Source organism: Brevibacterium sp. 1718 (assembly GCF_051131255.1).
Lineage (GTDB): Bacteria > Actinomycetota > Actinomycetes > Actinomycetales > Brevibacteriaceae > Brevibacterium > Brevibacterium sediminis.
The window spans coordinates 4,055,034-4,081,324 of sequence record NZ_CP186550.1; the positions used below are offsets into that span (position 1 = coordinate 4,055,034).

The 26,291-nt window shown below is 64.5% G+C and carries 22 protein-coding genes; 11 read left to right on the forward strand and 11 right to left on the reverse strand.

Annotation, left to right across the window (positions count from 1 at the left end):
* Positions 1-3: 3 nt before the first annotated feature.
* On the reverse strand, positions 4-657 hold the full coding sequence (locus ACOZ9V_RS18220) for a TetR/AcrR family transcriptional regulator C-terminal domain-containing protein (protein WP_259357940.1): 654 nt from the start codon (positions 655-657) through the stop codon (positions 4-6).
* Between the two features lie 223 nt (positions 658-880).
* Between ACOZ9V_RS18220 and ACOZ9V_RS18225 the strand changes: the two genes are divergently transcribed.
* The 5 genes from ACOZ9V_RS18225 (at position 881) to ACOZ9V_RS18245 (ending at position 7,581) form a co-directional block, all read left to right on the forward strand.
* Complete coding sequence (locus tag ACOZ9V_RS18225; protein WP_139467500.1) at positions 881-1,369, forward strand: hypothetical protein; 489 nt, start codon at positions 881-883, stop codon at positions 1,367-1,369.
* A gap of 11 nt (positions 1,370-1,380) precedes the next feature.
* Positions 1,381-2,511, forward strand: a complete 1,131-nt coding sequence (locus ACOZ9V_RS18230) for a serine hydrolase domain-containing protein (RefSeq protein WP_434592361.1) — start codon at positions 1,381-1,383, stop codon at positions 2,509-2,511.
* Positions 2,512-2,635: 124 nt separating this feature from the next.
* Entirely contained in the window at positions 2,636-4,060 is a 1,425-nt protein-coding gene (locus ACOZ9V_RS18235; protein WP_434592364.1) for a sensor histidine kinase, read from the forward strand.
* Complete coding sequence (locus ACOZ9V_RS18240) at positions 4,057-4,713, forward strand: response regulator (RefSeq protein WP_181271901.1); 657 nt, start codon at positions 4,057-4,059, stop codon at positions 4,711-4,713. Before ACOZ9V_RS18235 ends, ACOZ9V_RS18240 begins: the two co-directional genes overlap by 4 nt.
* 189 nt (positions 4,714-4,902) lie before the next feature.
* Positions 4,903-7,581, forward strand: coding sequence for a helix-turn-helix transcriptional regulator (locus tag ACOZ9V_RS18245; RefSeq protein WP_434592367.1), 2,679 nt, complete (start codon positions 4,903-4,905; stop codon positions 7,579-7,581).
* On the opposite strand, the gene ACOZ9V_RS18250 is transcribed toward ACOZ9V_RS18245, so the two are convergent.
* The 4 genes from ACOZ9V_RS18250 to ACOZ9V_RS18265 form a co-directional block, all read right to left on the reverse strand.
* A complete protein-coding gene (locus ACOZ9V_RS18250; protein WP_181271899.1) occupies positions 7,553-8,572 on the reverse strand; it encodes a class C sortase in 1,020 nt (339 codons plus the stop codon). The two genes, ACOZ9V_RS18245 and ACOZ9V_RS18250, sit on opposite strands and share 29 nt — an antisense overlap.
* Positions 8,569-9,951, reverse strand: a complete 1,383-nt coding sequence (locus ACOZ9V_RS18255; RefSeq protein ID WP_434592370.1) for a SpaH/EbpB family LPXTG-anchored major pilin — start codon at positions 9,949-9,951, stop codon at positions 8,569-8,571. Before ACOZ9V_RS18255 ends, ACOZ9V_RS18250 begins: the two co-directional genes overlap by 4 nt.
* A gap of 10 nt (positions 9,952-9,961) precedes the next feature.
* On the reverse strand, positions 9,962-12,325 hold the full coding sequence (locus ACOZ9V_RS18260) for a SpaA isopeptide-forming pilin-related protein (RefSeq protein WP_434592372.1): 2,364 nt from the start codon (positions 12,323-12,325) through the stop codon (positions 9,962-9,964).
* Positions 12,326-12,617: 292 nt separating this feature from the next.
* Positions 12,618-13,124, reverse strand: a complete 507-nt coding sequence (locus ACOZ9V_RS18265) for a DinB family protein (protein ID WP_259357951.1) — start codon at positions 13,122-13,124, stop codon at positions 12,618-12,620.
* 178 nt (positions 13,125-13,302) lie between these two features.
* Between ACOZ9V_RS18265 and ACOZ9V_RS18270 the strand changes: the two genes are divergently transcribed.
* From ACOZ9V_RS18270 to ACOZ9V_RS18280, 3 genes are all read left to right on the forward strand, one after another.
* On the forward strand, positions 13,303-14,190 hold the full coding sequence (locus tag ACOZ9V_RS18270; RefSeq protein ID WP_434592375.1) for an ABC transporter ATP-binding protein: 888 nt from the start codon (positions 13,303-13,305) through the stop codon (positions 14,188-14,190).
* Positions 14,187-15,329: an ABC transporter permease gene (locus tag ACOZ9V_RS18275; protein ID WP_434592378.1), complete on the forward strand. Its 1,143-nt coding sequence runs from the start codon at positions 14,187-14,189 to the stop codon at positions 15,327-15,329. Before ACOZ9V_RS18270 ends, ACOZ9V_RS18275 begins: the two co-directional genes overlap by 4 nt.
* A 163-nt stretch (positions 15,330-15,492) precedes the next feature.
* Entirely contained in the window at positions 15,493-16,299 is an 807-nt protein-coding gene (locus ACOZ9V_RS18280; RefSeq protein ID WP_434592381.1) for a hypothetical protein, read from the forward strand.
* A gap of 63 nt (positions 16,300-16,362) precedes the next feature.
* Here ACOZ9V_RS18280 and ACOZ9V_RS18285 read toward each other — a convergent pair whose 3' ends face one another.
* From ACOZ9V_RS18285 to ACOZ9V_RS18300, 4 genes are all read right to left on the reverse strand, one after another.
* On the reverse strand, positions 16,363-16,968 hold the full coding sequence (locus ACOZ9V_RS18285) for a response regulator (protein ID WP_434592384.1): 606 nt from the start codon (positions 16,966-16,968) through the stop codon (positions 16,363-16,365).
* Positions 16,946-18,256: a sensor histidine kinase gene (locus tag ACOZ9V_RS18290; protein ID WP_434592387.1), complete on the reverse strand. Its 1,311-nt coding sequence runs from the start codon at positions 18,254-18,256 to the stop codon at positions 16,946-16,948. Before ACOZ9V_RS18290 ends, ACOZ9V_RS18285 begins: the two co-directional genes overlap by 23 nt.
* Before the next feature lie 100 nt (positions 18,257-18,356).
* On the reverse strand, positions 18,357-19,223 hold the full coding sequence (locus ACOZ9V_RS18295; RefSeq protein ID WP_434592390.1) for an ABC transporter permease: 867 nt from the start codon (positions 19,221-19,223) through the stop codon (positions 18,357-18,359).
* Between the two features lies 1 nt (position 19,224).
* A complete protein-coding gene (locus ACOZ9V_RS18300) occupies positions 19,225-20,190 on the reverse strand; it encodes an ABC transporter ATP-binding protein (protein WP_172173423.1) in 966 nt (321 codons plus the stop codon).
* Between the two features lie 294 nt (positions 20,191-20,484).
* On the opposite strand from ACOZ9V_RS18300, the gene phoA reads away from it, so the two are divergent.
* The 3 genes from phoA (at position 20,485) to ACOZ9V_RS18315 (ending at position 24,601) form a co-directional block, all read left to right on the forward strand.
* Positions 20,485-22,278: an alkaline phosphatase gene (gene phoA, locus ACOZ9V_RS18305; RefSeq protein ID WP_434592393.1), complete on the forward strand. Its 1,794-nt coding sequence runs from the start codon at positions 20,485-20,487 to the stop codon at positions 22,276-22,278.
* 93 nt (positions 22,279-22,371) lie between these two features.
* A complete protein-coding gene (locus tag ACOZ9V_RS18310; RefSeq protein WP_410709215.1) occupies positions 22,372-22,947 on the forward strand; it encodes a GNAT family N-acetyltransferase in 576 nt (191 codons plus the stop codon).
* A 181-nt stretch (positions 22,948-23,128) separates the two neighbouring features.
* A complete protein-coding gene (locus ACOZ9V_RS18315; RefSeq protein ID WP_434592396.1) occupies positions 23,129-24,601 on the forward strand; it encodes an amino acid permease in 1,473 nt (490 codons plus the stop codon).
* A gap of 37 nt (positions 24,602-24,638) precedes the next feature.
* Here ACOZ9V_RS18315 and ACOZ9V_RS18320 read toward each other — a convergent pair whose 3' ends face one another.
* Together ACOZ9V_RS18320 and ACOZ9V_RS18325 are read right to left on the reverse strand one after the other, a co-directional pair.
* A complete protein-coding gene (locus ACOZ9V_RS18320; RefSeq protein ID WP_434592399.1) occupies positions 24,639-25,373 on the reverse strand; it encodes an ABC transporter permease in 735 nt (244 codons plus the stop codon).
* Positions 25,370-26,209, reverse strand: coding sequence for an ABC transporter ATP-binding protein (locus ACOZ9V_RS18325; RefSeq protein ID WP_434592402.1), 840 nt, complete (start codon positions 26,207-26,209; stop codon positions 25,370-25,372). The genes ACOZ9V_RS18320 and ACOZ9V_RS18325 overlap by 4 nt, the downstream gene beginning before the upstream one ends.
* Positions 26,210-26,291 lie beyond the last annotated feature (82 nt).

The following is a 26,291-nucleotide window of genomic DNA, read 5'->3' on the forward strand; positions in this document are numbered from 1 at the left end:
GCCTCAGCGACCGCCTTCGGGCACATCGGCGAATCCCGCGATGAGGACGTCGAGTGCGAATTCGAATCGAGCGGTTGAGGGTCGACGTGAAGCCGCACTGACCGCCTCCGCGAGACGCGGGAAGTCCGCCTCGGAGATTCCCTCGAGGTGAGCCGCTTGGCGCAGCTCGCCGCTCATGCCTCCGGCCGGCTCGCCACCCTCGGCTCGCACCACGCCTCTGCGGGCGGCCTTTCCAACCTCGGCATTGAGCGCGGCATGCATGAGAACGAACTCATGGATGGTGTAGATCATGTCGAGCCCGCGGCGAGCTGAGAACCCGGCGGCGCAGAGGAAGTCGACGAGTGCCTCCAACAGAGCAAGGTTTCCGGTGGTCACCGCCGGGCGGGTCATGACGAGATCGACGAGGTTCGGATGCTCGGACAGAGTGTTCAACTGCGACCGGGCGTACCCCCTCAGAACGTCGTCCCACGGTGATCCGGCGATTTCGACTGGCGGCACGGAAGTCGATATCTGCTCGACGACGGCGTCAAGCAGCGCACCCTTGTTCGGGAAATGGTGGTAGAGCGCCATCGCCTCGACCTTGAGTTCGGCGCCGATCCTGCGCATCGACACAGAGGCCAGACCTTCTTCGTCGGCAATGGCAATCGCGGTCCTCACGATCGATTCCGGCTTCAGACCAGCATGCTGGCCCCGCGTACGCGCCGCGCCGGACTCGCTCCGCCTGCCGCTCGAAGTCGCACCTGCTGCGCGATCACTTCGCTTCACCATGGCCGCCTCCCTCACGAACTCTCGGGTTTTCCTCCATTGACCTGCTCTACAGCGTAAAACTAGCATGAGAACCACGGTTTACGCTGTATAACACAAGAGAAAGGGCACCATCATGAATAGGCAGTATTCTCGTTCGACCTACGTCGCCCTCTGGGTCGGACTCGGACTCACCGTACTGGCCATCGTCAGCGCACAGCTGGGCAGGCCGCTCATCGGCGAACACATCCGCAGCGGCTACCCATCGATGCCCCAGGATGAGATCACGTCAGGCGTGAACTTCTACGCCGCGTCCTTGACCATCGTCGGTGTGCTCGGCGTCCTCGGCTGGGTCGCAACGATCTGGCGAGCACATCGGGGCAGCCGAAGGATTCGGTGGGCAGCCGTGGTGCTCGCTCTCACCGGCACCTCGGTCGCGGCATTCGCCCTTCTCGTCCGGGACACTTCGGGAGACACCGGACTGCCGCCGCTCATCGGCACGATCGGGCTCCTCCCCTGTGCGGCAGGGCTTATCGCGGTCGTCCTCATGTTCACCCGAGCAGCCACCTCGGCGAACAACGATCCACGACCCCTGCACCGCTCACCACGCGCACGAACAGCATGAAAGGAAGAACCGTGACACACTCCATCAGCTCCCAGACTCACACCCGACACGACTTGGCCGTGGCGGTACTCGAGGCCCACCGGGCAGGCCTGCCCGGCATCATCGCCGAGGTGGTCGACCACGGAGAGATCGTGTGTGAATGCGCAGGGTTCGCCGAGGTCGCAGCGAAGACGCCGATGACGCCCGAGCTCCACCACCGGGTCGGCAGCATCGCAAAGACCTTCACGACGGTGACATTGCTGCGGCTCGTCGAGAAGGGGATCATCGACCTGGACGCCCCGATCGGCGGCTACCTCCCCGAGCTCGTGCCCGGAACTCGCGGGGAGGCGATCACCGTGCGGATGCTCGCGAATCACACGAGCGGACTCAACGAATACCTACCCGTCATCTATGACTCGCTGCGGGCGTTTCCGAACCTGGCGCAGACGAGTCCGCGCAGCCTCATCGAGCAGCAGTTCACCCGCTTCGACCGACGAGAGCTCATCAACATCGGCGTCGGAGCTCCTCCCTCAGGCGAACCCGGCGGCCTGCCCGGCAGATACTCGAACACGAACTATCTGCTCCTTGCCGAACTCATCGAGTCCGTCACCGGCACTTCTGCCGAAGAGCACATCCGCTCCGAGGTCATCGAGCCTGCCGATCTCCCCGACACCTACTTTCCGGTCGGGTCCGTGCTGGCGGCTGCGCATACTCATCTGTACGAGTCGTGGTTCGGCATGGCCGATCCGCCGGTCGACCTCACCGACTGCGACATGTCGTGGGTGGGTCCCGCCGCCTCATTGGTGTCGACGACGGCCGATCTCAATCGGTTCTTCGGCCTCCTCATCGACGGTCAGCTGCTTCGACCGGAATCGCTCGAACAAATGCAGAGCACAGTTCCGGTGATCTCGTTCGAGGGCACGACGATCGAATACGGGCTCGGCCTGCACCGACGCGAATCCGACGACGGAACCGTCTGGTGGGGACATGACGGTTCGGTGTGGGGCGGAGGAGCGCTCACATTCACCCGGGCGGACACAGGCAAGCAGGTGACGGTGTTCACCAATCGTCAGCGCTGGAACACTCTCGATGAATCCGGGCGCCCGCAGCCGCATCCGATCGACGCGGCGTTGGCTCGTGTCGTCACAGGGAGCATGGGCTGATCCGGTTGCCGGCAGCCGCCCGGTCCCGCACGCTCAATCCCTCCACCGACTGCCGGAGCCGCGGCATCTGATTTCCCCACTGCGGCGGATACCGGCCGGGCACGTCACTGTCTAAGCTGGAAGGATGACGGAGGACAGGACGAGAGAACCACGGACCTCGGCACGCCTGTCGGCCGCGGCTCGCAAGCCGAACCGGTCCGACCTCTGGCTCGTTGCCGCCCTCACCTTCGGCTCGCTCATCTTCGCCGTCCTCTATGAGGGCAGCGGGTTCTGGGAGTTCAAAGCACCGCTGTGGGTTGTCTGCGTGCTCTCAATCGCAGTCACCGTTCCCCTGCTGTGGCGTCGTCGTTTCCCGAATTTCGTCGCATGGTTAATCACCACGCTCTACGTCACCGCGCAGATCCTGCAGATGATGGAACCCGGTGTCTCTCAGATCGTTCTCTTCACATCGGTCTACGCGATCGGCGCGTTTCGCTACAGTCAACGCGCAGCTTTCATCTCACGCTGTCTGCTGTGTCTGGCAATTCTCATCTATGTCATCGTCTCGGCGGCCCTGCAGTTCCAGGATCTCGGCGACCTGACTTTCGTCCAGTTCGCCGCGGCTACCGGGGTGACTTTCCTGATCAACACGGTCTTCTTCGGCGGCGCGTGGCTCTTCGGCAACCGCGCGTGGAAGCAGCGTCGACTGCTCGAGGAACTCCGCGCGGCCAACGAAGAAGTCCGCGAGCAGGAACAGCAGCTGACTCGGCAAGCCCTCGACCTCGAACGCGTGCGCATCGCGCGGGAACTCCACGATGGAGTCGCCCACCATATCGCCGGGGTCGGCATCCACGCCGCCGCTGCACGTCGCAGCCTCGAGAAGAACCCCGACAAGGCAAAGGAATCGCTCCAGGTCATCGAATCCTCGACCCGCGAGACCGTCGACGAACTCCGTGCCCTCGTCTACACGCTGCGCGACACGGACTCGTCGACCGACGTCACCGCCGCCACGGACGCCACAGCCGCGTCCGGTGGCCAAACGGCTGAAAGACCGGCCGACACGGCTACGGCAGCTTCGACGAAAGGCAACCCCGGCCTCGGCGACCTTCCGGAACTCATCGAATCAGCCCGACGATTCGACCAAACTGTCGAGTACACGACGATCGGGGCCCCTCGCCCGCTCACTCCGATCACCGAGATGTCGATCTACCGCGTGATTCAGGAATCCCTGACCAACTGTTCGCGCTACGCGGGCGCCAGCGCCGAGGTGGATGTGCGGCTGCGTTACGGCAGCACCGATCTCGAGGTGGAGGTCAGCGATACCCGTTCTGCCGGAAGGCCGGCATCAGCAGCACCCGACAGCGTCCAGGCAGACTCCGGACTTCGTTCCACGAGCGAAGGGCTCGGCCTGGGTATCGTCGGCATGCGAGAACGTATGAATGCTCTCGGCGGCAGCCTCGAGGCAGGGCCGAAATCCCGCGGCGGCTGGATCGTGCGCGCGCGGATCCCCTACCCTCGCAGCACCGCAGGTCACTTGTCCCCCGAATCTCCAGCGAAGGCATCCACATGATCCGCGTCCTCCTCGTCGACGACCAGTCGATGGTTCGCACCGGTTTCCGCACGATCCTCGAAAGCGAGGACGGCATCGCTGTCGTCGGCGAGGCTGAGAACGGGCAGATCGCCATCGACAAGGCACTTGAGCTCGCCCCGGACGTCATCTGCATGGATGTGCAGATGCCGGTCATGGACGGGCTCGAGGCGACAGAGGAGATCGTCCGCCGCGGGGCAGCCGGAGCCGTTCTCATGCTCACAACCTTCGACCGCGACGACTTCCTCTTCCAGGCTCTGGCCGCAGGGGCCAGCGGGTTCCTTCTCAAAACCGCCGAGGCCGAACAGCTCATCGACGCCGTCACCGCCCTGGCCGCCGGAGACGGCCTGCTCTCCCCCGAGGTCACTCGGCGAGTCATCGAACGCTCTGTGTCCACCCCGGAACCGGCCACCACCACGGCCCCGGAACTCGAGTACCTCACCGACCGGGAGCTCGAGGTGCTGCGGCTGGTGGCGACCGGGGCCAGCAATTCCGAGATCGCCGGGAATCTCTTCGTCGGTGAGGCGACCGTGAAGACGCATGTGTCGAACCTGTTGTCGAAACTGGGAATCCGTGACCGCATCCATGCTGTTATCTGGGCGTACGAGAACGGGGTGGCGAAGATCGGGGGCTGAGGCCATGACCGTGATATCTCACCAGTCGAGACCGCGGCGACGACGGGAGTAATATACTGGCCAGCGGACCGCCTTTCGGCGGTTCGCCGCTCCCCAGATGACCCCACCACTGCGTTCACGGTCGAACCGACGCATCACAGCTCATCCCCCTTGGCTGTGTCACTGCGACGACCGGAAAGGTAGCATCCGATGCACAGCTCGGACGATTTCGTCCCCGTCGACCCCGCCTACGACCGTCTTGTGCATTTGGCACCGACGCGCAGCCGGGAATCGAACCAGATCCTCGACCTGCTCCGCTCCGGTCGCTCCGTCATCGTGGTCTGTCTGACCGGCGACGGCGCCCTGGATTTCGGACGGTCGCTGGCTGTTGCTCTTGGTCGTCCCGATCAGTCCCTGCTGCGGATCAGTGCCCACACCACTACCGAGGAGGTCGCGGAGTTCGTCGACGCCGGCAGGATCGCCGGGGGACCGAGGATCATGAGCGGGGCCCACCTGCTCACGGGCGACACCGCGCCCGTGATCGACCAGGCTCTCCACGTCTCTCGAGTACCGGTGGCCTACCTCGTCGATGGTGATCTTCTGCGCACGGTCCATCAGGGCGGCAACAGCGTGCTCAAGCAGATCGCCATGAGCTGGAGCGCCGGTGAAGTCGATCGCATCGATCTGGCGCCGCTCACCGGCAGCGAATCCATGGCACTCGTAGCGGGTCTGTCTGCGACGACTCCACTCGATGACCTGCAGCTGCGCACTTTGGCGGCACTGTGCGGAGGCAGACCCTTGGTCGCGGCCGACCTCGTCGCCTGGGCAGAAGAGGACCCCGACCGAGTTCCCCGCCATTACCCGCACGCCAGCTTCGATACGCCGTTCTTCGGCACCAGGGTGCTGTCGCGACTTGCTCCGCTGTATCCGCGGATGCCTGATTCCACACTCATCGCTGCTCGCCGCCTCGGCGATCTCAGCCCCATGCCCACCCGAACAGCCAAACAGCTCTTCGGGGATTCGGCTGTCTCCCGCCTTATCGACCTGCGTCTGGCCCGAGAGTTCGAGGTCAGCGGTCAGCCGTCCGTGGCGGTCCCACCTCTGCACATCGGTGCCATGGCCAACCAGCTCATCGGAGAAGCCGATTCCGCGGACGAGGAGAAATTCAATCGTCGGCTCGCGATCCTGTGGCAAGCCGGCTATCCGGTCGGTGAAGCTGCGGAGATCGGTCTGGCTCGTGATGTCATCGGTGAGAGCCGCGAGATCGACCGCTCCGATGCAGTGCTCTTGCTCAAGGCGGCGCGCACACTCAATCGGCTCGGTGACCCGATGGAGGCATCGATCATGCTCCACCTGGTTGAAGATGTGGCCCGGAACGATGCGCCGATGTTGCTCGAATGGGAGCTGCAGACGATCACAGCCCGACTCCTCAGCGGCGATCGAATTGGAGCGATCGCCCTCATCAGATCCGGTGTCGAGCACGGACCTCTGGGCTGCGAGCGCGAACCGGTTCTGCTCGAGCTGCTCTTCACTGCGGCCGCGGCACTCGCAGGTGAACCCGAGCTTCCTCAGTGGTGGACCGATCACCTGCGAGACGAAGTCGATCCGGTCATTCCGGGTATCGCGAACCTCGTCACCTCGTTCGCCGGGAGTGGCATGACCCGCCTCGATGACGCTCGCGCGGTCGCCGATTCTCAGTCAGCGCCGGATGCTCTGCGCTTCGCCGCATATGCGGCTCTGTGCCAGTACCACCTCAAGACGGACAACGCAGAGGCACTCATCGCAGCTGCTAAGGAAGGCTACGAATACTACGTCGGACTCACCGGCGCCAACCCCAGGTCACTCACGGGTTTCACCTACACCATGGCCTGGTACTTCATGGTCGGAGCGACGGTGAATTGCCTGTTGGCCGGAATCGAACCACAGCGATCTGAACTCATCACCCGTAAGCTGCTGGAAGCCGCGAGCGGGGCCTCAACCCACAGCGGCTGGCAGCTGAATGCGACGGCATCCTGGTGCATCGGCATCCAGCGCCTGCTTGATGGAGAGACCGATCTGGCCGCACGGGACTATGCGGCCGTCGCAGCCACTGTCACCCCGGCACTGCTGGCGGTGGGATGGGGATTGCGCGACACCCTCGGACGGTGGCAACGCAGCAATGCGCCGTACTATCGCCCGACGTCGGGCGATGGCTCGGTTCCGACGCAGGGCTATCGCTTCCACGATGGATTAGCCGCCTTCCTGCTGGGACCCGGGGCGTCGAATCCCGGCCCGATGCCTGCGTGGATGCGTACCGTGTTCGCTCATGCGCACGTCCTCGACGGCACCATCACCGCCGCCGAGGCGGTCCAGAGTCTTCCGGACGAATCCACCGACCTGAATCTGCCCGGGCCGCGTGCCGCGCGGCGGCATCTCGATGCCTCGGCCGCTGAGGACGCCGAGGCGCTCCTGGCCGCCGGTCTGGAACTGCGGTCCGTCGGCTACCGGGGTGCCGCCCGCCACGCCTTCGCCGAGTCCAGGGCTCTGTTCCTCGCTCAACGTCTCAGTTCCCGCGCACGCGTGGCCGGCGAGGCACTCGACGCGCTGCGACAGCGGGCTGCCACGCCTCCGGAAGATCCGCAGCCACTTGAGGACACCGCGATCTCCGATGCTGCGGCTCCAGCCGTCACCCTGACCGAACGGGAGCTCGAGGTGTGCCGACTCGTCGCCGAGGGACTGACGAATGTGCAGATCAGTCAACGCCTGGTCCTGTCAGTGCGCACTGTCGAGTCACATGTGCTGCAGGCTCGAGCGAAGCTCGGTGCCGAACGGCGCCGCGACATTCCGAAACACTTGCTCAAGCTCCGCGACACTGGCCGGATCAATGCCGTGGGAAGCGCGAAGGCTTAACCCTCGTCGAACGGGCCTGAGCGTCCGCCTCGGCGGGGGTATCGGTCTTCGGCCTCTCGCCCTTCGGGCGGACCGGACGGCCTGACCACCAGACGTAGATTCCGGCTGCCACGAGACCCGTACCCATGATGACGATCCACCAAGGGAAGCCGGGCAGGTCGGATTCCGCGAGCCCGGATTCCTGGTCTGCGGCCGGGGTCGGGTACACGCGTTCAGCGGTGACGAGGATCCGTTGGGAGTTGATGCCCAAGGGCGTGCAGGTAACGAGCGTAACGAGGTCGCGGTCGGAGATCGTGCCCAGAGATTCGGTCTCGTCCGGGTCGACTACTTGGGTGCGAACCACCTGGTAGCTGAGCACCTGTCCGAACGTCGTCAGGGTGAATCGGTCGCCCTTGCCCACCTTGTCGAGGTTGGTGAACATGGTCGCGTCGGCCAGACCTCGGTGGCCGGTGATGACCGAATGGGTGCCGTCCCCGCCGACAGGCAGACTCGTGCCCTCGAGGTGGCCGAGCCCTTTGAGCAGGGTCGCGTCGTCGGTGCCGTGGTAGACGGGCAGGTCCACATCGATGGAGGGGATCCGCAGACGGGTCATAACTCCGGGTCCACCGTCGTCGAGCACATCCTCGTACGCTGGGGCACCCTCGGCCGAGGTCCCTTTCCCCGAAGGCAGCCGGTGGTTCGACTCCAACTGCGCACCGGATTCGAGAGCCTGGTTGTACTTGTGGGCGAGCGCGATCTGACGGGCGTTTTCGACTTTGTCGCCCTCGGTCGTCGTCGCCGATTTTCCGATGATCTTCGACTGGTCGAGCTGGGAGAACCACGCTGCCGCACTCGGGTAGGTCCAGATGCTCAGTCCGGTCAGAGCGATGAGCGCGATGACGAGGGAGAGAATCGGCACGCGCCAGCGGCGCCCGTCGGGGGACGGACGCCGCGTGGACGTGCCCGGCACGGCAGCCTCGGTGGAATGCCTGCCCTCAGGTGAGTGGATCACACCTGGTTCTTGCGGCGGTTGGCTGCGACGACGCCTGCACCGCCGGCGATGAGCATGAGGCCGATTCCGGCGATCATCGCGAGCAGCTTGCCGTCAGCACCGGTCAGCGGCAGTTCGGGGTGGCCCTGCTGGGTGTTGGCGAACTCGTACTTGACGGCTGCGGTGGTGGCGCCGGCCTTCACGGTCACCTCGTTGAGGGAGTCATCGAGGATGTAGCCGGTCGGAGCCTTCGTCTCCTTGACCCAGTACTTCTGCGTGGTGTCATCGTTGTTGCCGACCCACAGTGTGATCGTTGCAGTGCCGTCAGCCGCGGTCTTGACCGAGGCGACCTTGTTCTGTCCGTTCTTGTCGGAGAAGATGTCGAACTCGGCTCCGGCGAGAGTGTGTGCCTTGTCGCCGGCGACGTGCTTGATGATCTGCAGCGAGCCCCAATTCGTGCTCACGGCCGGGGTCTCGACGGTCGAATCGTTGGTGTTGACGAGCGCAGTGTTCTCGATGGTGCCATCACCCTGAGAGGTGACCTTCGTGGTGATGGTGGAAACGACCTTCTGACCGGCAGTGAGCTTGCCGAGTCCGACCTTGGTGAAGTTGATCGTCACGGTCTGACCGTCCCTGACGATGTTGTAGTCGGTGCCTTCGGTGAAACCGGCCACTTTGGCAGATACGAATTCCAGGCGCGAGTCGAGCTGGTCGACGATCGAGAACTTTCTGTAGCCGTTGTTCGCGGCCGGGACCGGCGCGGTGATCGTCCAGTCGACGGTCGAACCGATGACGGGCGCAGTCGGGTTGGAGACTTCCTTCGTCGGCTGCGTCTTGTTCACCGAGTTCTTCGGGTAGACGTTGACGTCATAGAGCCATTTGCCGCTCGACTGCGACAGCGGCAGCGTGACGAGGAATGGATCCGTGGTCGAGGTCGCGTTCGTCGGAGCCTTGGTCTCTTCCACGAGGTAGAGACCGAGCGGCAGACCTTCGAAGGTCGCGAGTCCGCCGTTTGCGGTGGTCTTCGCGATGCCGTTGCCCAGCGAGAATCCGCCGGCCTTGACCTCGGAGGCCTTGAGCCCGCTGATGAGGTCCCAGCCTTCAGGGGTCTTCAGGTCGATGGCCTGGCCGCCCTTGGCCGTGACCTGCTTGACAGTGAACTCGGCGCCGTCGAGTGGGGTGCCGAGGTTCGAGGTGTCGGTCTTCACCGAGCCGTCGCCACCGTCGGTGCCGTAGGCGCCGTCGTACTTGTGAACGATGATCGAACCGGAGCGACCGGTGTCGATGTTGCCCACGTTGCTGTCGGCCTGCGCCGTGCCGGTCATGCCGAGCACGCTCAGCGAGGCGATCGCGGCCACCGCGGTCAGACGCCGCAGAAGACCCAGTTTCTTAGTTTTCATTGTTTCCCTTTCAGTGCTTCCGGTTCCTGCGGCGCAGGCCCTTGAGAAGTGCGATGGCACCGGCGGCTGCGAGCAGAGCTGCTCCGCCGATGAGGTAGATCTGGCTTCCGGTTCCACCCGTGAGCGGCAGCGCCACCTGGGGCTTCTGCTCGTTGGTGTACGACCCGAGCGACTTGTCGAGCTCGGATCCGGAGACCGTGAACGTGTGTGGTGTGTCGTCGAGGAGGTATCCGGCCGGGGCCTTCTTCTCCGTCAGCGTGTAGTCGCCCCATTTGAGGCCGGTGACCGAGAATTTCCCTGCTGCCGGATCCTTGTCCTGACCGGTGCATTCGCTCGCCGAGGCGGCTGCGCAGTCCTCGATCGTGAGCTCGGACCCGTCGGGTCCGGTGAGAGTCCACACCGAACCCTTGAGAGCGGTGCCGGATTCGTCGGTCTTGCCCCAGGTCACGGCACCGGTCTTCGCGGTGTTCGTGACGGTGCAGGTGACATCGTCGCCGGACTTCAAGGTCACCGAGCTCTTATCGGAGGTGACTGTTCCGGAGCCGGAGGACGGCTTGCACACCCAGTCGGAGGCTTCGTAGCCCTTCAGAGCGCCGGTTTCGGAGAGAGCGTACTTGCCCGCCTTCACCTTTGCCTTGGTCACTTCGATCGATCCTGTCTTGCCTTCGATCGTCTTGTTGCCCGAGGCGGCATCGCCCGCGGCTTTGAGCGTCCAGTCGGTGTCCTTGGAAGTGCCGGCGGCGGCCTTGTTGTCGACCTTCTTCACTAGGGTCAGTGCGGTGTCGCTGACCTTGTTGAGGTAGGTGCAGTCGACGTTGTCGCCGGGCTTGATTCCCGTGAGGTCGGTGCTCTTGTCGCTCGTGAGCTTCGTGGTGGTCTTGGACCCGTCGATTCGAGTGATGTCGCAGCTGCCGCTCTTGAACTCAAACCCGTCCTGCTGGGTCTCCGAGATCGCCACGGTAGCCCGGCCGGTGGTCTTCGAGAACTTCAGCCCCCATTTCGCATTGCCGTTCGCGTCGGTCTTCTGCGTGGCTGCCGTCGGGGCCGAGGTCACCGAGTCGGTTGTGGCCGTCGCTTTCGCGCCAACTGTCCAGTCCTTGCCCGGCTTCTTGTTCTCACCGTTCTCGTCGACGACGTCCTTGTGGATGGAGACGTTGGCAGTCAGCGGAGCATTGGTAATCGTGCAGACGACGGCGTCGCCGGTGTTCGGGATGGTGACTGTGCCCGAGGTTCCGGTACCGGAGGAACCCGAAAGTGCCTTGCCATCGACGGCGCACGAGTAGGTGCTGGCGTAGTTGCCCAGGTCGGCACCTGTGGCAGCGGATTCGGAGAAGACAATCTCGGCGCCGCGCTTGGCGGGCAGTGGTCCGACGATCTCGTCCTGGATCCCGGTCTGAGTCCCAGTGGTTGTGGTGGCACCGAGTTCCGTGCTGCCCTGCTTAAGGGAGAGACCGAACTGATCGCTCGATTTCGCACGCCCGCCCTGCACGTCCTTCTGAAGAGTGATGGTCGCCGGCGAGGAGCACGACGCGAGGTCGGTGCTCGACCAAGATCCGCTGGCAAACGACTGTTTGTTCGACCAGTTGGGCATGTCGTAGCTCGTGATGGTGTCGCCGGTACCGAGATACGCCTTGCCGGCGGCGTCGAAGGACACGCCATTGACATTGGAGTTCGTCGTGAAGCCCGCGGACTTCGACGAGGAGATGGTGCCGCCGTTTGCCTTCGCCAAGTTGGCCGAAGTCACTGAGAAGACGGTTGTTGTGGTTCCAGATCCCCTGACGATGAAGAGGTTTCCGTTGGTATCGAAGGCGATGTCACCGTTGGCCGCGCCACCGGAGTCGGCACTCGTATCGATGGTGCCTTTGTAGGTTATGGCATTGGTCGAGGCGTCGTAGACATAGAGCCTGAATGACGTGCCGCTGCTGGTGTAGCCGCCGAAGTAGTACCGTCCAGTGGAGAGATCAACCGCCCCGCCGATGAAACCGATTCCGCTTACGGTCACTGATTTGCCCGTTGACGCCCACTTGCCCGTGCTCGAGTTGAACCTGTAGACGGTAAGACCCGTTTCCGAACCCAACCAGTTGAAGTTGCGCTCATAGGCATAGACTGCAGAACCGTCCGTTCCAATGCCCAGTCCGTTGAAGTTGCTGACGCCACTTGCAGCATCGCCAACATTCTTTGGCGATCCGCCAGAGATTTCACGCATCTGCCCCGCCTGTGACACCGAATAGACGACGCCCGGCTCGCAGGTGATCGAAACGGGTGCCGCCTGAGCCGGAGCGGCTGGCAGCACAATGGCGCCGCCGGCAGCAACCATGAGCACAGCTGTGAGTGCAGCCCACCAGGCGCGCACGCGCAGACCTAACAGGGTCATACATTCCTCATTTCGAAGTCGAGCAGGATATTTCAGCTCGCTTCGAATCCCTGACCGCGCACGACTAAGTGCGATCAAGTTCGGGGATGGGGAGATAAGGAGCTGGTCGAACTCCTCCAAGCTATGGAATTGCAGACTCAACTACATTGCTCAGACCCCGCTCTTCAGCAATAGACAGGTAGTCCGGGGCCGCCTGAGTAGTTTCGGTTTCGACTACTCAGTAGCTCGACTTTCAATTACTGAAGCATCTGCCCGGCCGCCGGAACACGGACCGATGGCGCGCGGCGAGCAGTCAGTCGCCGACGCTGCGGTCGATCATCTCGCGCACGATGTCCGCGTGTCCCGCGTGCCGGCTGGTCTCCAGGATCACGTGCAGGTACACCCACCGCAACGTCAACTTTCCGCCCGGCGGTACGTAGTCGAGGCTGTGCTGGGCGGCGATCTCTCGGGAGCGGTCGCACTCCTCCAGGTAGGCACCGATGACATCGTGCAGCTTCTCGTCCGGCTCCAACCGCAGGTCGGCCTCAGGGTCTGCGTCGGTCCACGGCGGTGTGGGCAGTTCCGCGGCGGGGATCTGCCCGATCTGCTCAGCGAACGCTCCCAACTCCACCCAACGCAGGTGTTTGATCAAGCCGCCGAGGCTGGTGCCGCTCGGCACTGGGCTGCGCCGAGCATCCTCCTCCGACAGGCCGCTGACTTTGCGCACGACGGCGTCGCGCAGATAATCCAGGAACGTCTCAAGCTGCTCGCGCTCGCTGGCGGCGACTACGCTGCCGAGGATCTCACTCGGTCTCGTCATAGCCTGAATGATACTCGCGTACCGAACCACGCAACAGGGGATATTCGGAGTCTTCGCAAGCGCCGACCGACCCCGATTGCACCCTCGATCGCGAAGAGCCGCGATCCCCCTCACGCAGGGTACCGAATTCACCCTCAAGACTGATCCGCTCAGGCCGGTCTCCGCATAGCGTTGAAGCATGATCACCTTGGAGAACATCAACCGCAGCTTCGGAGACAAGCAGGTGCTGCACGACCTCAGCTTCGACATCGGCGACGGCCGGATGACAGGCTTCGTCGGTTCGAACGGCTCCGGCAAGACCACGACCATGCGGATCATCCTCGGCGTCCTTGCCGCCGATTCCGGGCGCATCCTCGTCGACGGCACCCCTATCACCGCCGGCCACCGCAGCGCGATCGGCTACATGCCTGAGGAACGCGGCCTCTACCCCAAGATGCCGATTATCGATCAGCTGGTCTACCTCGCCCGCTTCCACGGACTCACCCGCCAAGCAGCGAAGAGGCGCGGGCTCGAGCTCCTCGATCAGCTCGACCTCAAGGGCGAACCCACCGACACCCTTGAATCAGTCAGCCTCGGCAATCAGCAGAAGGTCCAGATCGCCGCGGCTCTCATTCACGACCCGCAGGCACTCGTCCTCGACGAACCGTTCTCCGGCCTCGACCCCGTAGCCGTCGAACGCACCCTGGGCGTCCTCACCGACTTTGCCTCCTCCGGCGCTCCGGTCCTCTTCTCCAGTCACCAGCTCGACCTCGTCGAACGTCTCGTCGACGACCTCGTCATCATCAATGACGGCCGCCTCGTCGCAGCTGGCACCACCGCGGAACTGCGCCGTCAGCGCAGCCTGCCCGAGTGGACGCTGCAGACGGATGCGGACCTCGGCTGGGTGCGTGGTCTGCCCGATATCTCCGTCGTCGAACTCGACGGAAATTGGGCCCGGTTCACAGCCCCGAACGCCGATACTGCCGAGGCGGTTCTGCGCAAAGCGCTCACCGTCTCATCGGTGTCGTCCTTCGCTCCGCATGAAGTCGCCCTCAACCGTCTCTTCCAGGAGGTCACGCAGGCATGAGCACCACAGATACGACCACCGCAGCCGACAGCACCCGCAAGGCTCCAGTCAGCACGAACCGAGCCGGTTTCACCACTGCCATGGGCCTGGTCATCGAACGCGAGATCATGGTGCGAATCAAGTCGAAGGCGTTCATGGTTTCGACGATCCTGAGCATCGTCCTCTTCGGCGTCCTCGTCGGGGTCTCCGGGGCGCTGCCCTCTTTGTTCTCCTCCACGGACAAGGTGGCGGTCACCTCGGCGGGAGCGAAAGCCGTCGAGGGGATCGACGATATCGAGACCGTCGAAGTCGCTGACGTCGACGAGGCAAAAGCCCTGATCGCCTCCGAGGAGGTCGAATCCGCCGTCGTCGAATCCCAGGATTCGCCGACCGGGGTCGCAGTGCTGTCCCTGCGCTCGGCACCGGAATCACTCATCGGGGCACTCAGCCTCACCCCCGAGGTCGAACTCCTCGATCCCGACGCCCCCGACCCGGCGCTCACCTACTTCATCGGGCTCGGCCTCGGCCTGGTGTTCTTCATGGCGGCGATGACGTTCGGGAACACGATCGCTTCGTCAGTGGTGGAGGAGAAGCAGTCGCGGATCGTGGAGATCCTGCTCGCGTCCACGTCGGCGCGGGTGCTCATGTTCGGCAAGGTCATCGCGTGCACGATCCTCGCTTTCGCACAGATCGGACTCACCGCGATTGCGGTCCTCGCGGGCGCTGCCATCAGCGGAAACGACCTGGTGCTGGGCAAGGTCGCCGAACCGATCGCCTGGTTCGTCCCGCTCTTCATCGTCGGCTTCGTCATGGTCGCCGCCCTCTACGCGGCCGCGGCATCGATGGTCTCTCGCACCGAGGACCTGCCGTCGACGAGCACGCCGATCATGATGCTCATATTCCTCCCCTACATGGGCGTCATCATCTTCTCGTCGAACGAAACGGTCATGGCGGTGCTGTCCTACATTCCGTTCTCCGCGGCGGTGGCAGTGCCGATGCGAGTCTTCCTCGGCACCATCGAATGGTGGGAGCCGCTGGTGTCCCTGTTCATCCTCATCGTCACCACGCTGCTCGCGCTGCTGCTGGCCACGAGGATCTTCGAACGCTCGATCCTGAAGTCGGGACCGAAGCTGACCTGGGGACAGGCGCTGCGGCGGTGACAGCCTGACTGGCTGAGCACTACAGCCAACCGTTCTCCGCGGATCTGCGTCCGACTCTGGAACCGGGGGAATTCCTCGCCTAGACTCGTCAACGGGGCAGTGCACCTTGTCCTCAGCCGAAATCGCGCCGCTGGACTCTCATCGTCAGTCAGGAGGCTTCACAGTGTCGGTTCCTCCGGGCACTCCCGACGACCACCTCGCGCCCGGCTCGACGTTCGACCGTTGGAGCCCGTTTCCCGGGCAGGTTCTCGGCAGTCTTACGCTGATCGTCGGTCCTCTGGCGTGGACGTCGGGCTTGTTTCTGCAGTGGCTGGCCAGGCAGTCAGCGGCCCTGACTCCGACTGAGCTCGATGCACTCGATGCGGATGCGTTTGCCGCACCAATGCTGCTCGTGGTCCATGGACGAGCACCAGGACTCTCCACCGCGGGGTGGACGCTCCAGTTCATCGGTGCCCTCGTACTGATACCGGCGATGATCGCGCTCGCTCACATCGCGGCCCGCCGAGCTCCGCTGATCTCTGCGCTCGGAGCCTGTCTGATGACGTTCGGACTCAGTGCGCGGATCTTCTATCTAGGGGTCGATGCCACCGCTTTCAACCTGGTCGAACGACTCGGAAGCGACTCGGCGTCCTCGTTGTTCCTCGATGGCTACGGAGAACTTGCCTATGCCTTCTGGCGAGTTCCTGTTGTCATCTCCGTCGGAACCATTCTCGGCTCTGTTCTCATCGCCGTCGCCGCCTATCTATCTCGAACTTTCGGGCTGGTGCGAAGCCTGCTGATCCTTCCCGCTGGCTGGCTCGGGCTGGGAATCCTCAAGGAACATGAGCCCGGAGTCGGCGGGCTGTGTCTTGCTCTTGCGCTCGTCCCGTGCGGTCTGACCCTACTGCGCAATCGTGCTCCGCACTCCCGTGTCCTGTTCGACGAGTCATCGCGCGTACCGCGTCCGGTCCGGGACCTCATCAGCTGGTGACCCCTGTCTCGGCGTGCTGCGAAGTGGATCCCCTCCTTCTCGTCCCGCCGGGGTCGGCGTCCCTTACAGCCAGCCGTTCTCCGCGGCGATCCGCGCGGCATCGGCACGGTTGCGGGCATTCGTCTTCCCGATCGCCGAGGACAGTCGATTCCGCACGGTGCCGGCAGACAGATACAACTGAGTGGCCACTTCATCGACGCTCGCCCCGTCCGCGGCCGCGCGCAGAACATCGGTCTCCCGCGCGGTCAGCGGTGACGCCCCGTGCATCGTCGACTCGACGACGAGTTCGGGGTCGATGACCGACATCCCGGCCATGACCCGGCGGATCCCCTCGGCGAGGTGATCGACCGGAGCGTCCTTGACCATGAACCCGCTGACCCCGGCGTCCAGTGCGCGTTTGACCCAACCGGGCCGCCCGTAGGTCGTGACGATGATGACCTTGACCTCGGGAAACTTGTCCTTGAGAGTGGCCGCGACGGTGAGCCCATCGGGTTCGGGCATGTCCACATCGAGCAGCGCCACATCCGGTCGAGTCGCGGTGATCGCCGGCACGACCTCGGAACCGCGAGCGCACTGGGCGACGACCTCGAAGTCTGATTCCATGCCGAGCAGGGCGGCGAGCGCCTCACGGACCATGGTCTGATCGTCAGCAATGAGCAGCGTCGTCACCGATCTCACCTCTCTCAGCGTTGAGATCGGCATCGCCCGCGTCGAGTTCGCCGCCACCTGCGTCCCCGCGGGGACGCGCGAGGTCCGCATCCGCTCCTTCGACGATGAGTTCGAAACTTTCGTCGGTCTGCTGCGTTCGCAGACTCCCACCGAGTGCGCGTGCCCGACTCCGCAGTCCCTGCAGTCCCGATCCGGCACCCACCTCGCCGAGGTTGAGCTCCGTGACCGGGTGCGCGGGGTCATCGCGGCGACCGTTGTCGTTGCTGATGGTCAATCGATTCCTCTCGAGAACGATGGTGGCCCGTCGGGCTCGGGCATGCCGGAGGATGTTCGTACTGCCTTCACGCAGACTCCAGGCGAAGAGTTCTCGCAGCCGTGGGTCGACGACATCGACCGAGGTAGGAGCCTCGACCGTGATGTCGGCGGCGCGCAGCGCACGAGTCGCCTCGACGAGCTCCTCGGCCAGGGAGATCGTCCGTGTCCCCTGCACTGTGGTCCGGACATCGGCCAGCGCACCACGGGCGAGTTCTTCGATCTCGGCGATATGCCGAGCCGCATCAGGCGAGCCGGCCGCTTCGAGCTTCGCCGCCAGCTGCGCCTTGAGCGCGATGACGGTGAGCGAATGTCCGAGCACATCATGAACGACTTGGGACACGCGCAAGCGTTCGGCCTCCCGCTCGAGTCGCCGGTTCTCCTCTTCTGCTGCCCGTGCCGCGCGTGCTCGGTCACCGGCCATGAGCGCCATGACCATGGCGAACCCGGAGATCGAGATCCCGAAGGTGGAGGACCAATCGTGAGTCCACCCGGGGACGAGACGTTGGGCCGCCTCGGCGACAATGAGCGTCGATGCCGCAATGATGAGGCCAGGTATCACCCGACGAATCGAGACGACGGAGAGGACGGAGATATAGGCGAGGAATGCCAGCGCCTGCTCACCGACGATGGGAACGGCCACCGCCGTGATGACGATCATTGCGACGATCGAAGCATTGACGACGATGAGCGCCTGGCGGGTACGGCGGGCGTGGGGATTGCGCATCGTGCGGGCGAAGGTGCCGAGACCGACCCCGCCGGCGATCATTCCGCCGTAGAAGATGACGGCGAATGCGACGGTGAGGCTCACGCCCCCGATCCGCTGTGCTCCGCCGAGCTGGAACGATGCGCTCAGGGGGTAGACGAGGAAGACGAGCCAGAAGAACGGGAAGAACCAACTCATGAAGTTGAGCGAACGCAGCCCGACGGGCGAGGACTCTGCCCTCGCCTCGCCGGAGGTGTCGTGCGTGGTCACTGTGGTCCTTCCTCGGTCACTGTGCCCCGGTCGTCATGCTGGTCGTCGTGTTCGCGTCGTTCACTTATGCGGTGTCGTGGCCCGTTCGCGACCATTGGCCTCACACTCGTGCGGTGTCTCGGCGCAGGGCCCAGGCCGAACCTGCCACGAAGATCCCCAGCCACACGATCACGCTGACGATCGCCCAATGATCGTAACCCCCGCCAAGCGGTGCACGGGCGATTTCGCCGACCCCGTACGCCGGGGTGAAGCGGGCGATCGTCTGCAGGGTGTCGGGCCAGATCTCGAGTGGAACGAAGAGTCCGCCGATGAGCGAGAGGATGCCGAGGACCATGCTGGCCACCTGGATCGCGTTTTCGGCCGGCAGCAGGTATCCGAGCATGACACCGAAAGCGGCGAAGACACCGGAGGCGAGGATGACGAGGAGACCGGAGGCGATGAGTGTGCCCAGTGGTGCGTGGACACCGGTAACGGCGGCGAGGGCGAAGACGACGATGACGGACACCGCGCCGAGAGCCATGGACACGATCACTTTGATGAGGATGTAGGCCGCCGGATGCAACGGTGTCAGTGCGAGCTGCCGGCTCCACCCGAGCGCGCGTTCGATGGCGACCTGGGCACCACCCGTGGTGGTAGCGATCATCGCCCCATACGTGGCCAAGGAGACCGAGATGTAGAGCGCGGCGTCCGTGCTGCCGAGCATCTCGCCCTTGTTCGTCAGGCCGAAGATGAGGTAGAAGACCGCGGGCATGATCATCGTGAAGATCAATGTGCGCCGGTTGCGCAGCTTCCGCAGCAGTTCGAGGCGCAGCAGGGTGACTGAGAATCCGCCGAGGCGGGGCACCCGTCGGTTCTCCAGCGAGGTGAGGAACGTCGCCGAGGCGGCGGTGCGGGTTTCGGTGTCAGTGAGCGAGTCAGTGTGGGCTGCGGATTCGGGGTGGGCAGCGGTGTCGGGGCGAACGGACATTTCAGGCTCCTTTCGAGGTAAGGCTGATGAAGGCGTCTTCAAGGGAATGGGAGGTGATCTCGAGGTCGGTGCACGCGTTCTCGAAGAGCATCTTCGCGGCTGCATCCGAGTCTGTGGTGCGCATCTTCAGACGTTTGGCAGCGACGTCGATGGATTCGACACCGGCCAATCCGCCGAGGCGGTCGAGCAGGTCATTGACGCCCGATTCGGTGGTGTCGTCGGTCATCGGCAGGGTTGCGCTCACGGTCTTCGCTGCGGTCATGCCGCGGATCTCGTGGGCGGGTCCGTCGGCAACGACCCGGCCGTCTGCGACGAGGACGACGCGGTCGGCGAATTCATCGGCCTCTTCGAGGTAGTGGGTGGCGAAGAGGATTGTCTTGCCGGTCAGTGCGTCGGCGCGCATCTGGTGCCAGAAGTCGCGGCGGCCGGTGACATCCATTCCGGTGGTCGGTTCGTCGAGGACGATGAGGGCGGGGTCCGGCAGCAGGGCCATGGCGAAGCGCAGGCGCTGCTTCTGCCCGCCAGAGCATTTCTTCACCACCGAATCGGCGATGTCGGTGATCCCGGCGCGTTCGAGGACGAGGTCCGTGTCGAGGGAGGAGGCGAAGATCGCCGAGGTGTAGTCGACGGTTTCGCGGACGGTGAGGTCATCGAGCAGTCCACCGGTCTGCATCACCGAACTGACGAGCCCGAGCGCGACCGCTCGCCGAGGCGGCATCCCGAAGATCTCGACAGAGCCGTCATCTGGTCGGCTGAGTCCGAGGAGCATGTCGATGGTCGTTGTCTTACCAGCCCCGTTGGGTCCGAGGAAGGCGACGACTTCGCCGGGGCGAATGTCGAGGTTGAGGCCGTCGACGGCTGTCAATTCGCCGAAGCTCTTGGTCAGGCGGTTAAGGCTGACAGCTGCAGGGGTCGCGGCGGATGTCCGGGTCGGAGGGGCTGTGTGAGTCGCTGTCTGTGAAGTCATGTCCACAGACTAGAAATCGGAGCAGGTGTGTACAGATGCCATTTGTCACCGAGGCGGGGGTGCCATTTGTCATCGGTTCGCAGAACTAATGCGGAGACGCAGAGACCGACCTGCGAGTTAACTCAGGCTTCACGTTCCCTCCACTCGCCTTGTGTGAATGCTGAGTAGGTTGGAGGCCGTCTGCTCGCACACGACGCTCACGCACTCGTCCGAGCCCTGCCTCCGGCACCGCTCGAATCGTTACGACGCCTCCTCTTCGGTGAGCGCTTGTGCACCTCAATGAAAGGACTGCACATGGCCAAGACAACCCTGCGTCTCGCCGCGGCAACCGGCGCACTCAGCCTCGCACTCTTCGGATTCGCAAGCCCCGCCTCGGCGGCAGGAATCGACGAACCCGGCGGAGCCCGCCAACTCGACGGCGACAACACCGATGCCATTCGCGACGCGGTCGAGGACTCCGGCGCGAAGAACGTCATCCTCCTCATCGGCGACGGCATGGGCGATTCCGAGATCACCGCCGCCCGCAATTATGCGAAGGGCGCCCACGGACGCTTCGACGGCCTCGACGAACTGCCGCTGACCGGGCAGTACACGACCTACGCGGTGGACAGGGACTCCGGCAAGCCGGACTATGTCACTGACTCCGCGGCGAGCGCCACCGGCTGGTCCTCGGGAACGAAGACCTACAACGGTGCGCTCGGCGTCGACCGGACAGGCAAACCGCACAAGACTCTCATCGAGATGGCCCGCGCCAAGGGCATGAAGACCGGCGACGTCTCGACCGCGGAGATCCAGGACGCGACTCCGGCCGCGCAGCTCGCCCACATCAGCCAGCGCGGCTGCTACGGCCCCGAGGAGACGGCCAAGGACTGCGCGGACGAGACCCTGGAGAACGGCGGCCTCGGCTCGATCAGCGAGCAGATCCTCAATGCTCGCGCCGATGTCACCCTCGGCGGCGGTTCGGCATCCTTCGAACAGAAGGCAACCGCCGGCGATTGGAAGGACAAGACGCTGCGTGAGCAGGCGGAGGAACGCGGCTACCAGCTCGTCGACGACTCCGATTCACTCGACTCCATCACCGAGGCGAACCAAGATGCACCGGTGCTCGGTCTCTTCACAGAGGGCAATTTCCCCGTTCGCTGGGAGGGACCGAAGGCCACGCACGGAGGTGGCACCGAACCGGCCGTGAAGTGCAAGAACAACCCGGAGCGCACCTCGGACGTGCCGAAGCTCGACCAGCTGACGAACAAGGCTGTCGATCTGCTCGACAATGACAAGGGCTTCTTCCTCCAGGTCGAGGGGGCGAGCATCGACAAGCAGGATCACGCTGCCAACCCGTGCGGTCAGATCGGTGAGACCGTCGACCTCGACGAGGCGGTCAAGGCCGCCCTCGACTTTGCGAAGGAAGACGGCGAAACTCTCGTCATCACCACCGCCGACCACGCTCACACCAGCCAGATCGTCAGCGCCGGTTCGGACACTCCGGGTCTCACCCGAACCCTGACCACTGCCGACGGCAGTGAGATGACGATGAACTACGCGACCGCTGACGAAGAGGAGTCGCAGGGCCACACCGGAACGCAGCTGCGCATCGCTGCCTACGGTCCGGGCGCCGCCAATGTCGTCGGGCTGACCGACCAGACCGACATGCACTATACGATCGCCGACGGTCTGGGACTCGACCCCGACGCCGAAGTGCCCGGCGGCCCGGGCGACGACGCGAACGGCAATGACGACTCGGCCGGTTCCGACGACTCGGCCGGTTCCGACGATGCCGCGGGATCGTCCGATGCCGGTGGCACTGACGGTGCGGCAGGTACCGAAGACTCGAACGCATCCGAGGACGCCAACGGCTCCTCCGATTCCGCTGGCGGCGGCGCCGGTGCCAATGGCGGCTCCGAAGGCGGCGAAGGCAATGCCTCGACCGGCGGAGGAGACGAAGGTCCGGGACTGGCCGGAGGTGGCGGCGGAACCCTGCCGCGCACCGGCGTCGAGATCGGTGCCGCGATCTTCCTCGGCGTGGCCGCAATCATCGGCGGATCGGCCCTGATCCGCATGGCCAAGCGCCGCGGAATCCTCCCCGCCTGACACCAGCCCGACTGCGAACGGTGCCGGACGCCTCCCAGCGAAGCGTCCGGCACCGTTCGTCGTCTCCACAGGTCGACCTGGCAGAGTGGGCACATGGAACCCATCGAACTTCCGCTGACCACCGACCGACTGCGGTTGCGCACCTATGTCGAATCCGACGTCGACGAGCAGCTGCGGATATTCTCCCGCGAGGACGTCTCCCGGTTCCTCCTCGAAGATCCCTGGACCGCCGAGGTGGCCCGGACCAAGGTCTCAGAACGCATGCAGCGCACGGGGCTCGAGACCGAATCCCGTGCCCTGGCCCTGGTCATCGAGACGGCCGACGGTCTCGATTCTCTTGAAGGTTCGCACGTCATCGGCGACATCGCTATCTGGCTCGACAACGACAGTGAGCAGAAGGCCGAGATCGGCTGGATCCTCGATCCGGCCGCCAGTGGCCACGGGTTCGCCACCGAGGCGGCCATCGCGGTCCTCAACGTCGCCTTCGACCACTACGGCCTCCACCGGGTGTTCGCGCAGATGGATTCCCGGAACACCGCCTCGGCGAATCTGGCTCGCAGGATCGGGATGCGGGAGGAAGCGCACCTGCGCAAGGACTGGTGGTCGAAAGGCGAATGGACCGACACCCTCATCTTCGGGATGCTCTCCAGCGATCGGCAGACAGCCTGACTGCTCCGTTCCAGACGCCGGTCCGACCCGAATTTCTGAGATCTCGGACTCTTTGTGCCAGCTTCAGTATTCGCCCGCCGCCCCGGTGTGAGAATCTGAGGTGGCCGTGGAGCCGGGTCCGTCGATCGCATCGGGGCCGAGGCGGCCACGGTCAGTCGAGAGAAGAGGACAGCAGACACCGATGGCTCCAGCCGACAAGGACCGCAACGAGGCGCTCCCCAGCTACGCAAACGCTGACGGATATGAAGAGAACGCCGGCCTGAAAAGAGGCCTGACCGCCCGACACATTCGCTTCATGGCCCTCGGTTCCGCCATCGGCACCGGCCTCTTCATGGGATCTTCGGAGTCGATCCAAGCCGCAGGACCGGCAGTGCTGCTTGCTTATATCATCGGCGGTGCCGCCGTCTTCATGGTCATGCGCGCCCTCGGCGAACTCGTCGTCCGCCACCCCGTCTCCGGCTCCTTCGGCCAGTATGCCTCCCGCTACATCCACCCCTTCGCAGGCTTCCTCGTCGGCTGGACCTTCGCCTTCGAGATGGTTCTCGTCGCCGTCTTCGACGCCACTGCGATCGGCGTGTACATGGGCTTCTGGTTCCCGGGCGTCCCCCGCTGGATCTGGGTGCTCGCCGTCGTCTTCTTCATCGCCGCGGTCAACATGATCGGCGTCAAGGTCTTCGGTGAACTCGAATTCTGGTTCGCACTCATCAAGATCGTTGCGATCATCGCCCTCATCGCCGCCGGAGTAGCCATCATCATCTTCGGCTTCGGCATCGCCGACCACGACCAGATGGGCCCGCAGGCTCTGTTCGACCACGGCGGCTTCTTCCCCAACGGATTCTGGGGTCTGCTCTCATCGTTCACCATCGTGGTGTTCGCCTTCGGCGGCATCGAGATCATCGGCGTCACCGCCGGAGAGGCGCAGAATCCGAAGCAGGTGCTGCCGGCCGCCATCAACTCGGTGCCGGTGCGCATCCTCCTCTTCTACGTCCTCACCCTCGGCGTGATCATGTGCATCCTGCCGTGGAACCAGATCACCTCCGAGATCAGCCCTTTCGTCGCGATCTTCGACTCCGTCGGCTTCAATGCGGCGGCCGCCATCCTCCAGGTCGTCCTCATCACGGCGGCCCTGTCGGCCATCAACGCCGACATCTTCGGCGCCGGCAGGATGCTCCACGGCCTCGCCGAACAGGGCCAGGCTCCGCGGTCCTTCGCCCGCACCTCGCGCAATGGCGTGCCCGTGATGACCGTGGTCACGATGATCGTCGCGCTTCTCGCAGGCGTAGTCCTCAACTACCTCTACCCCGATCAGGCCCTGTTCCTCCTCGGAGCACTGGCCACCTTCGCCACGGTGCTCGTGTGGCTGATCATCCTCGCTTCCCATATCCGGATGAAGAAGGCGATCGCCGAGGAGGCTCGCCTTCCCAGCGAATTCCCCATGCCGCTGTGGCCGGTGGGATCGTGGATCACCGTCGCGTTCATCGTCTTCGTCGTCGTCATGGTCGGCATCGTCCCCGACTCGCGACCGGCCCTGTGGGTCGGTCTGCTGTGGGTCGTCGCGCTGTGGCTGTGCTATTTCGCCTTCGTCCGCGGTCGGGGTCGTCGGCCGTACGCACTCACCGACCGCACCGAACCCATGGGGTCGGGACGGAGCTGACGCCCCGCCTTCCGATGGTCCGCGCCGTCGCCACGCCTCAAGGTGTCCGGCGACGCAGTGTCAGCGAGCCGACGATGACGGCGCCGACGATCCAGCAGGCGATGAAGAGCACCCGCAGCCAGATATAGGAGTCATCCTCGTTGCCGGTCGATACGGCATCCAGCGCATCGATCGCGTGAGAGAGCGGCAGCCAGTCGCCGATCACCTCGAGCACATCCGGCAGCTGATCACGGGGCAAGAAGATTCCTCCGAGCAGGATCTGCGGGAACACGAACACAGGCATGAACTGCACGACCTGGAACTCCGTGCGGGCGAAGGCGCTGGCCAGCAGGCCCAGCGCCGTGCCGAGCAGGGCGTCGGCGATCGCGACGACGAAGAGCAGCCCGACCGAACCCTCGATCTCCAGACCGCACACCAGAGTCGCGTAGCAGACGGCCACGGCCGTCTGCACCACGGCGAGCAGCCCGAATGCCAGGGTGTATCCGAGGATGAAATCGCCCCGCCCCAATGGCATCGACAGCAGCCGCTCGAGCGTTCCGCTCCGACGTTCGCGCAGGGTCGCGATGCTCGTGACGAGGAACATGACGATGAACGGGAAGAGCGCAAGCATCGCCGGGCCGATGTCGGCGAATACCTCGGTCTCGTCGAAGATCCACGCCACCAGGCCGATGAGCAGGCTGGGCACGATGAGCAGCAGGGCGATCGTGCGCGGATCGTTGCGGATCTGGGTGAGCACACGCCCCGTCGTGGCCAGGGTGCGCATCGGGTTCATCGCCGACCTCCTTCCTTCGTCCCGCGGCCCCATCGATCATGGCTTGGTCGACCGTTGCCGTTCGCGTTCTGGGAAAGCAGATGGGTCCCCGACCGACGTCCGTGCCCGGCAGGTCCTTCACCGGCCGTGTCCTTCTCGATGATGTCGAGGAACGCCTCCTCCGCCGAGGCGGCCCCTGTGCCGGCGAGCAGATCGTGCGGTGTCGTGTCCGCGATGATCGCGCCCTCCCGCATCAGCAGCAGTCGGTCACAGCGTGTGGCCTCATCCATGACGTGGCTCGACACAATCAGCGTGGTCCCCTCCTCGGCGAGCCCGCGGAAGAGATCCCACAGATCATTGCGCAGCACTGGATCGAGTCCCACCGTCGGCTCATCGAGGACCAGCAGGTCTGGAGAACCGAGCATTGCCGCGGCGAGGGACACCCGGTTGGCCTGACCGCCGGAGAGCGTCCGGGCCAGCTGATCGGCCTGACCGATGAGGTCCGTGCGTTCGAGCACCCGGTCGACATCGGTTTTCGGAGCTCCCTGCACCCGTGCGAAGTAGCGCAGATTCGCCCGCACACTGAGGTCCTCGTAGATGCTCGCCGACTGGGTCATATAGCCGACGCGATGCCGCAGATCTGCCGAACCGGCAGGTCGGCCGAGCACCTGCACACGTCCGCCCGCGACGATCTGCACGCCGACGATCGCCCGCATCAGCGTCGTCTTCCCGCTGCCGCTGGGACCCAGCAGACCGACGATCGCGCCCCTGGGCACATCCAGATCCAGTGAGTCGATGACGGTGGCACGTCCCCGCCGAATTGTCAGCCCTCGTGCTTCCACCGACTTATTCATCATGTGCTGAATATGACATCCGAGAGTGCTCCGGTCAAGGGTTCTCACGGAGAGATTTCATGACCGCCGCCCTGCCGCCGATGAG

Bases quoted from the DNA above. Each gene is read 5' to 3' on its own strand.
- ACOZ9V_RS18320 (WP_434592399.1), bottom strand. From the start codon at position 25,373: ATGAACCCGATGCGCACCCTGGCCACGACGGGGCGTGTGCTCACCCAG.
- ACOZ9V_RS18265 (WP_259357951.1), bottom strand. From the start codon at position 13,124: ATGACGAGACCGAGTGAGATCCTCGGCAGCGTAGTCGCCGCCAGCGAG.
- ACOZ9V_RS18275 (WP_434592378.1), top strand. From the start codon at position 14,187: ATGAGCACCACAGATACGACCACCGCAGCCGACAGCACCCGCAAGGCT.
- ACOZ9V_RS18260 (WP_434592372.1), bottom strand. From the start codon at position 12,325: ATGACCCTGTTAGGTCTGCGCGTGCGCGCCTGGTGGGCTGCACTCACA.
- ACOZ9V_RS18235 (WP_434592364.1), top strand. From the start codon at position 2,636: ATGACGGAGGACAGGACGAGAGAACCACGGACCTCGGCACGCCTGTCG.
- ACOZ9V_RS18300 (WP_172173423.1), bottom strand. From the start codon at position 20,190: ATGACTTCACAGACAGCGACTCACACAGCCCCTCCGACCCGGACATCC.
- ACOZ9V_RS18270 (WP_434592375.1), top strand. From the start codon at position 13,303: ATGATCACCTTGGAGAACATCAACCGCAGCTTCGGAGACAAGCAGGTG.
- ACOZ9V_RS18225 (WP_139467500.1), top strand. From the start codon at position 881: ATGAATAGGCAGTATTCTCGTTCGACCTACGTCGCCCTCTGGGTCGGA.
- ACOZ9V_RS18245 (WP_434592367.1), top strand. From the start codon at position 4,903: ATGCACAGCTCGGACGATTTCGTCCCCGTCGACCCCGCCTACGACCGT.
- ACOZ9V_RS18325 (WP_434592402.1), bottom strand. From the start codon at position 26,209: ATGATGAATAAGTCGGTGGAAGCACGAGGGCTGACAATTCGGCGGGGA.
- ACOZ9V_RS18240 (WP_181271901.1), top strand. From the start codon at position 4,057: ATGATCCGCGTCCTCCTCGTCGACGACCAGTCGATGGTTCGCACCGGT.
- ACOZ9V_RS18310 (WP_410709215.1), top strand. From the start codon at position 22,372: ATGGAACCCATCGAACTTCCGCTGACCACCGACCGACTGCGGTTGCGC.
- ACOZ9V_RS18295 (WP_434592390.1), bottom strand. From the start codon at position 19,223: ATGTCCGTTCGCCCCGACACCGCTGCCCACCCCGAATCCGCAGCCCAC.
- ACOZ9V_RS18255 (WP_434592370.1), bottom strand. From the start codon at position 9,951: ATGAAAACTAAGAAACTGGGTCTTCTGCGGCGTCTGACCGCGGTGGCC.
- ACOZ9V_RS18315 (WP_434592396.1), top strand. From the start codon at position 23,129: ATGGCTCCAGCCGACAAGGACCGCAACGAGGCGCTCCCCAGCTACGCA.
- phoA (WP_434592393.1), top strand. From the start codon at position 20,485: ATGGCCAAGACAACCCTGCGTCTCGCCGCGGCAACCGGCGCACTCAGC.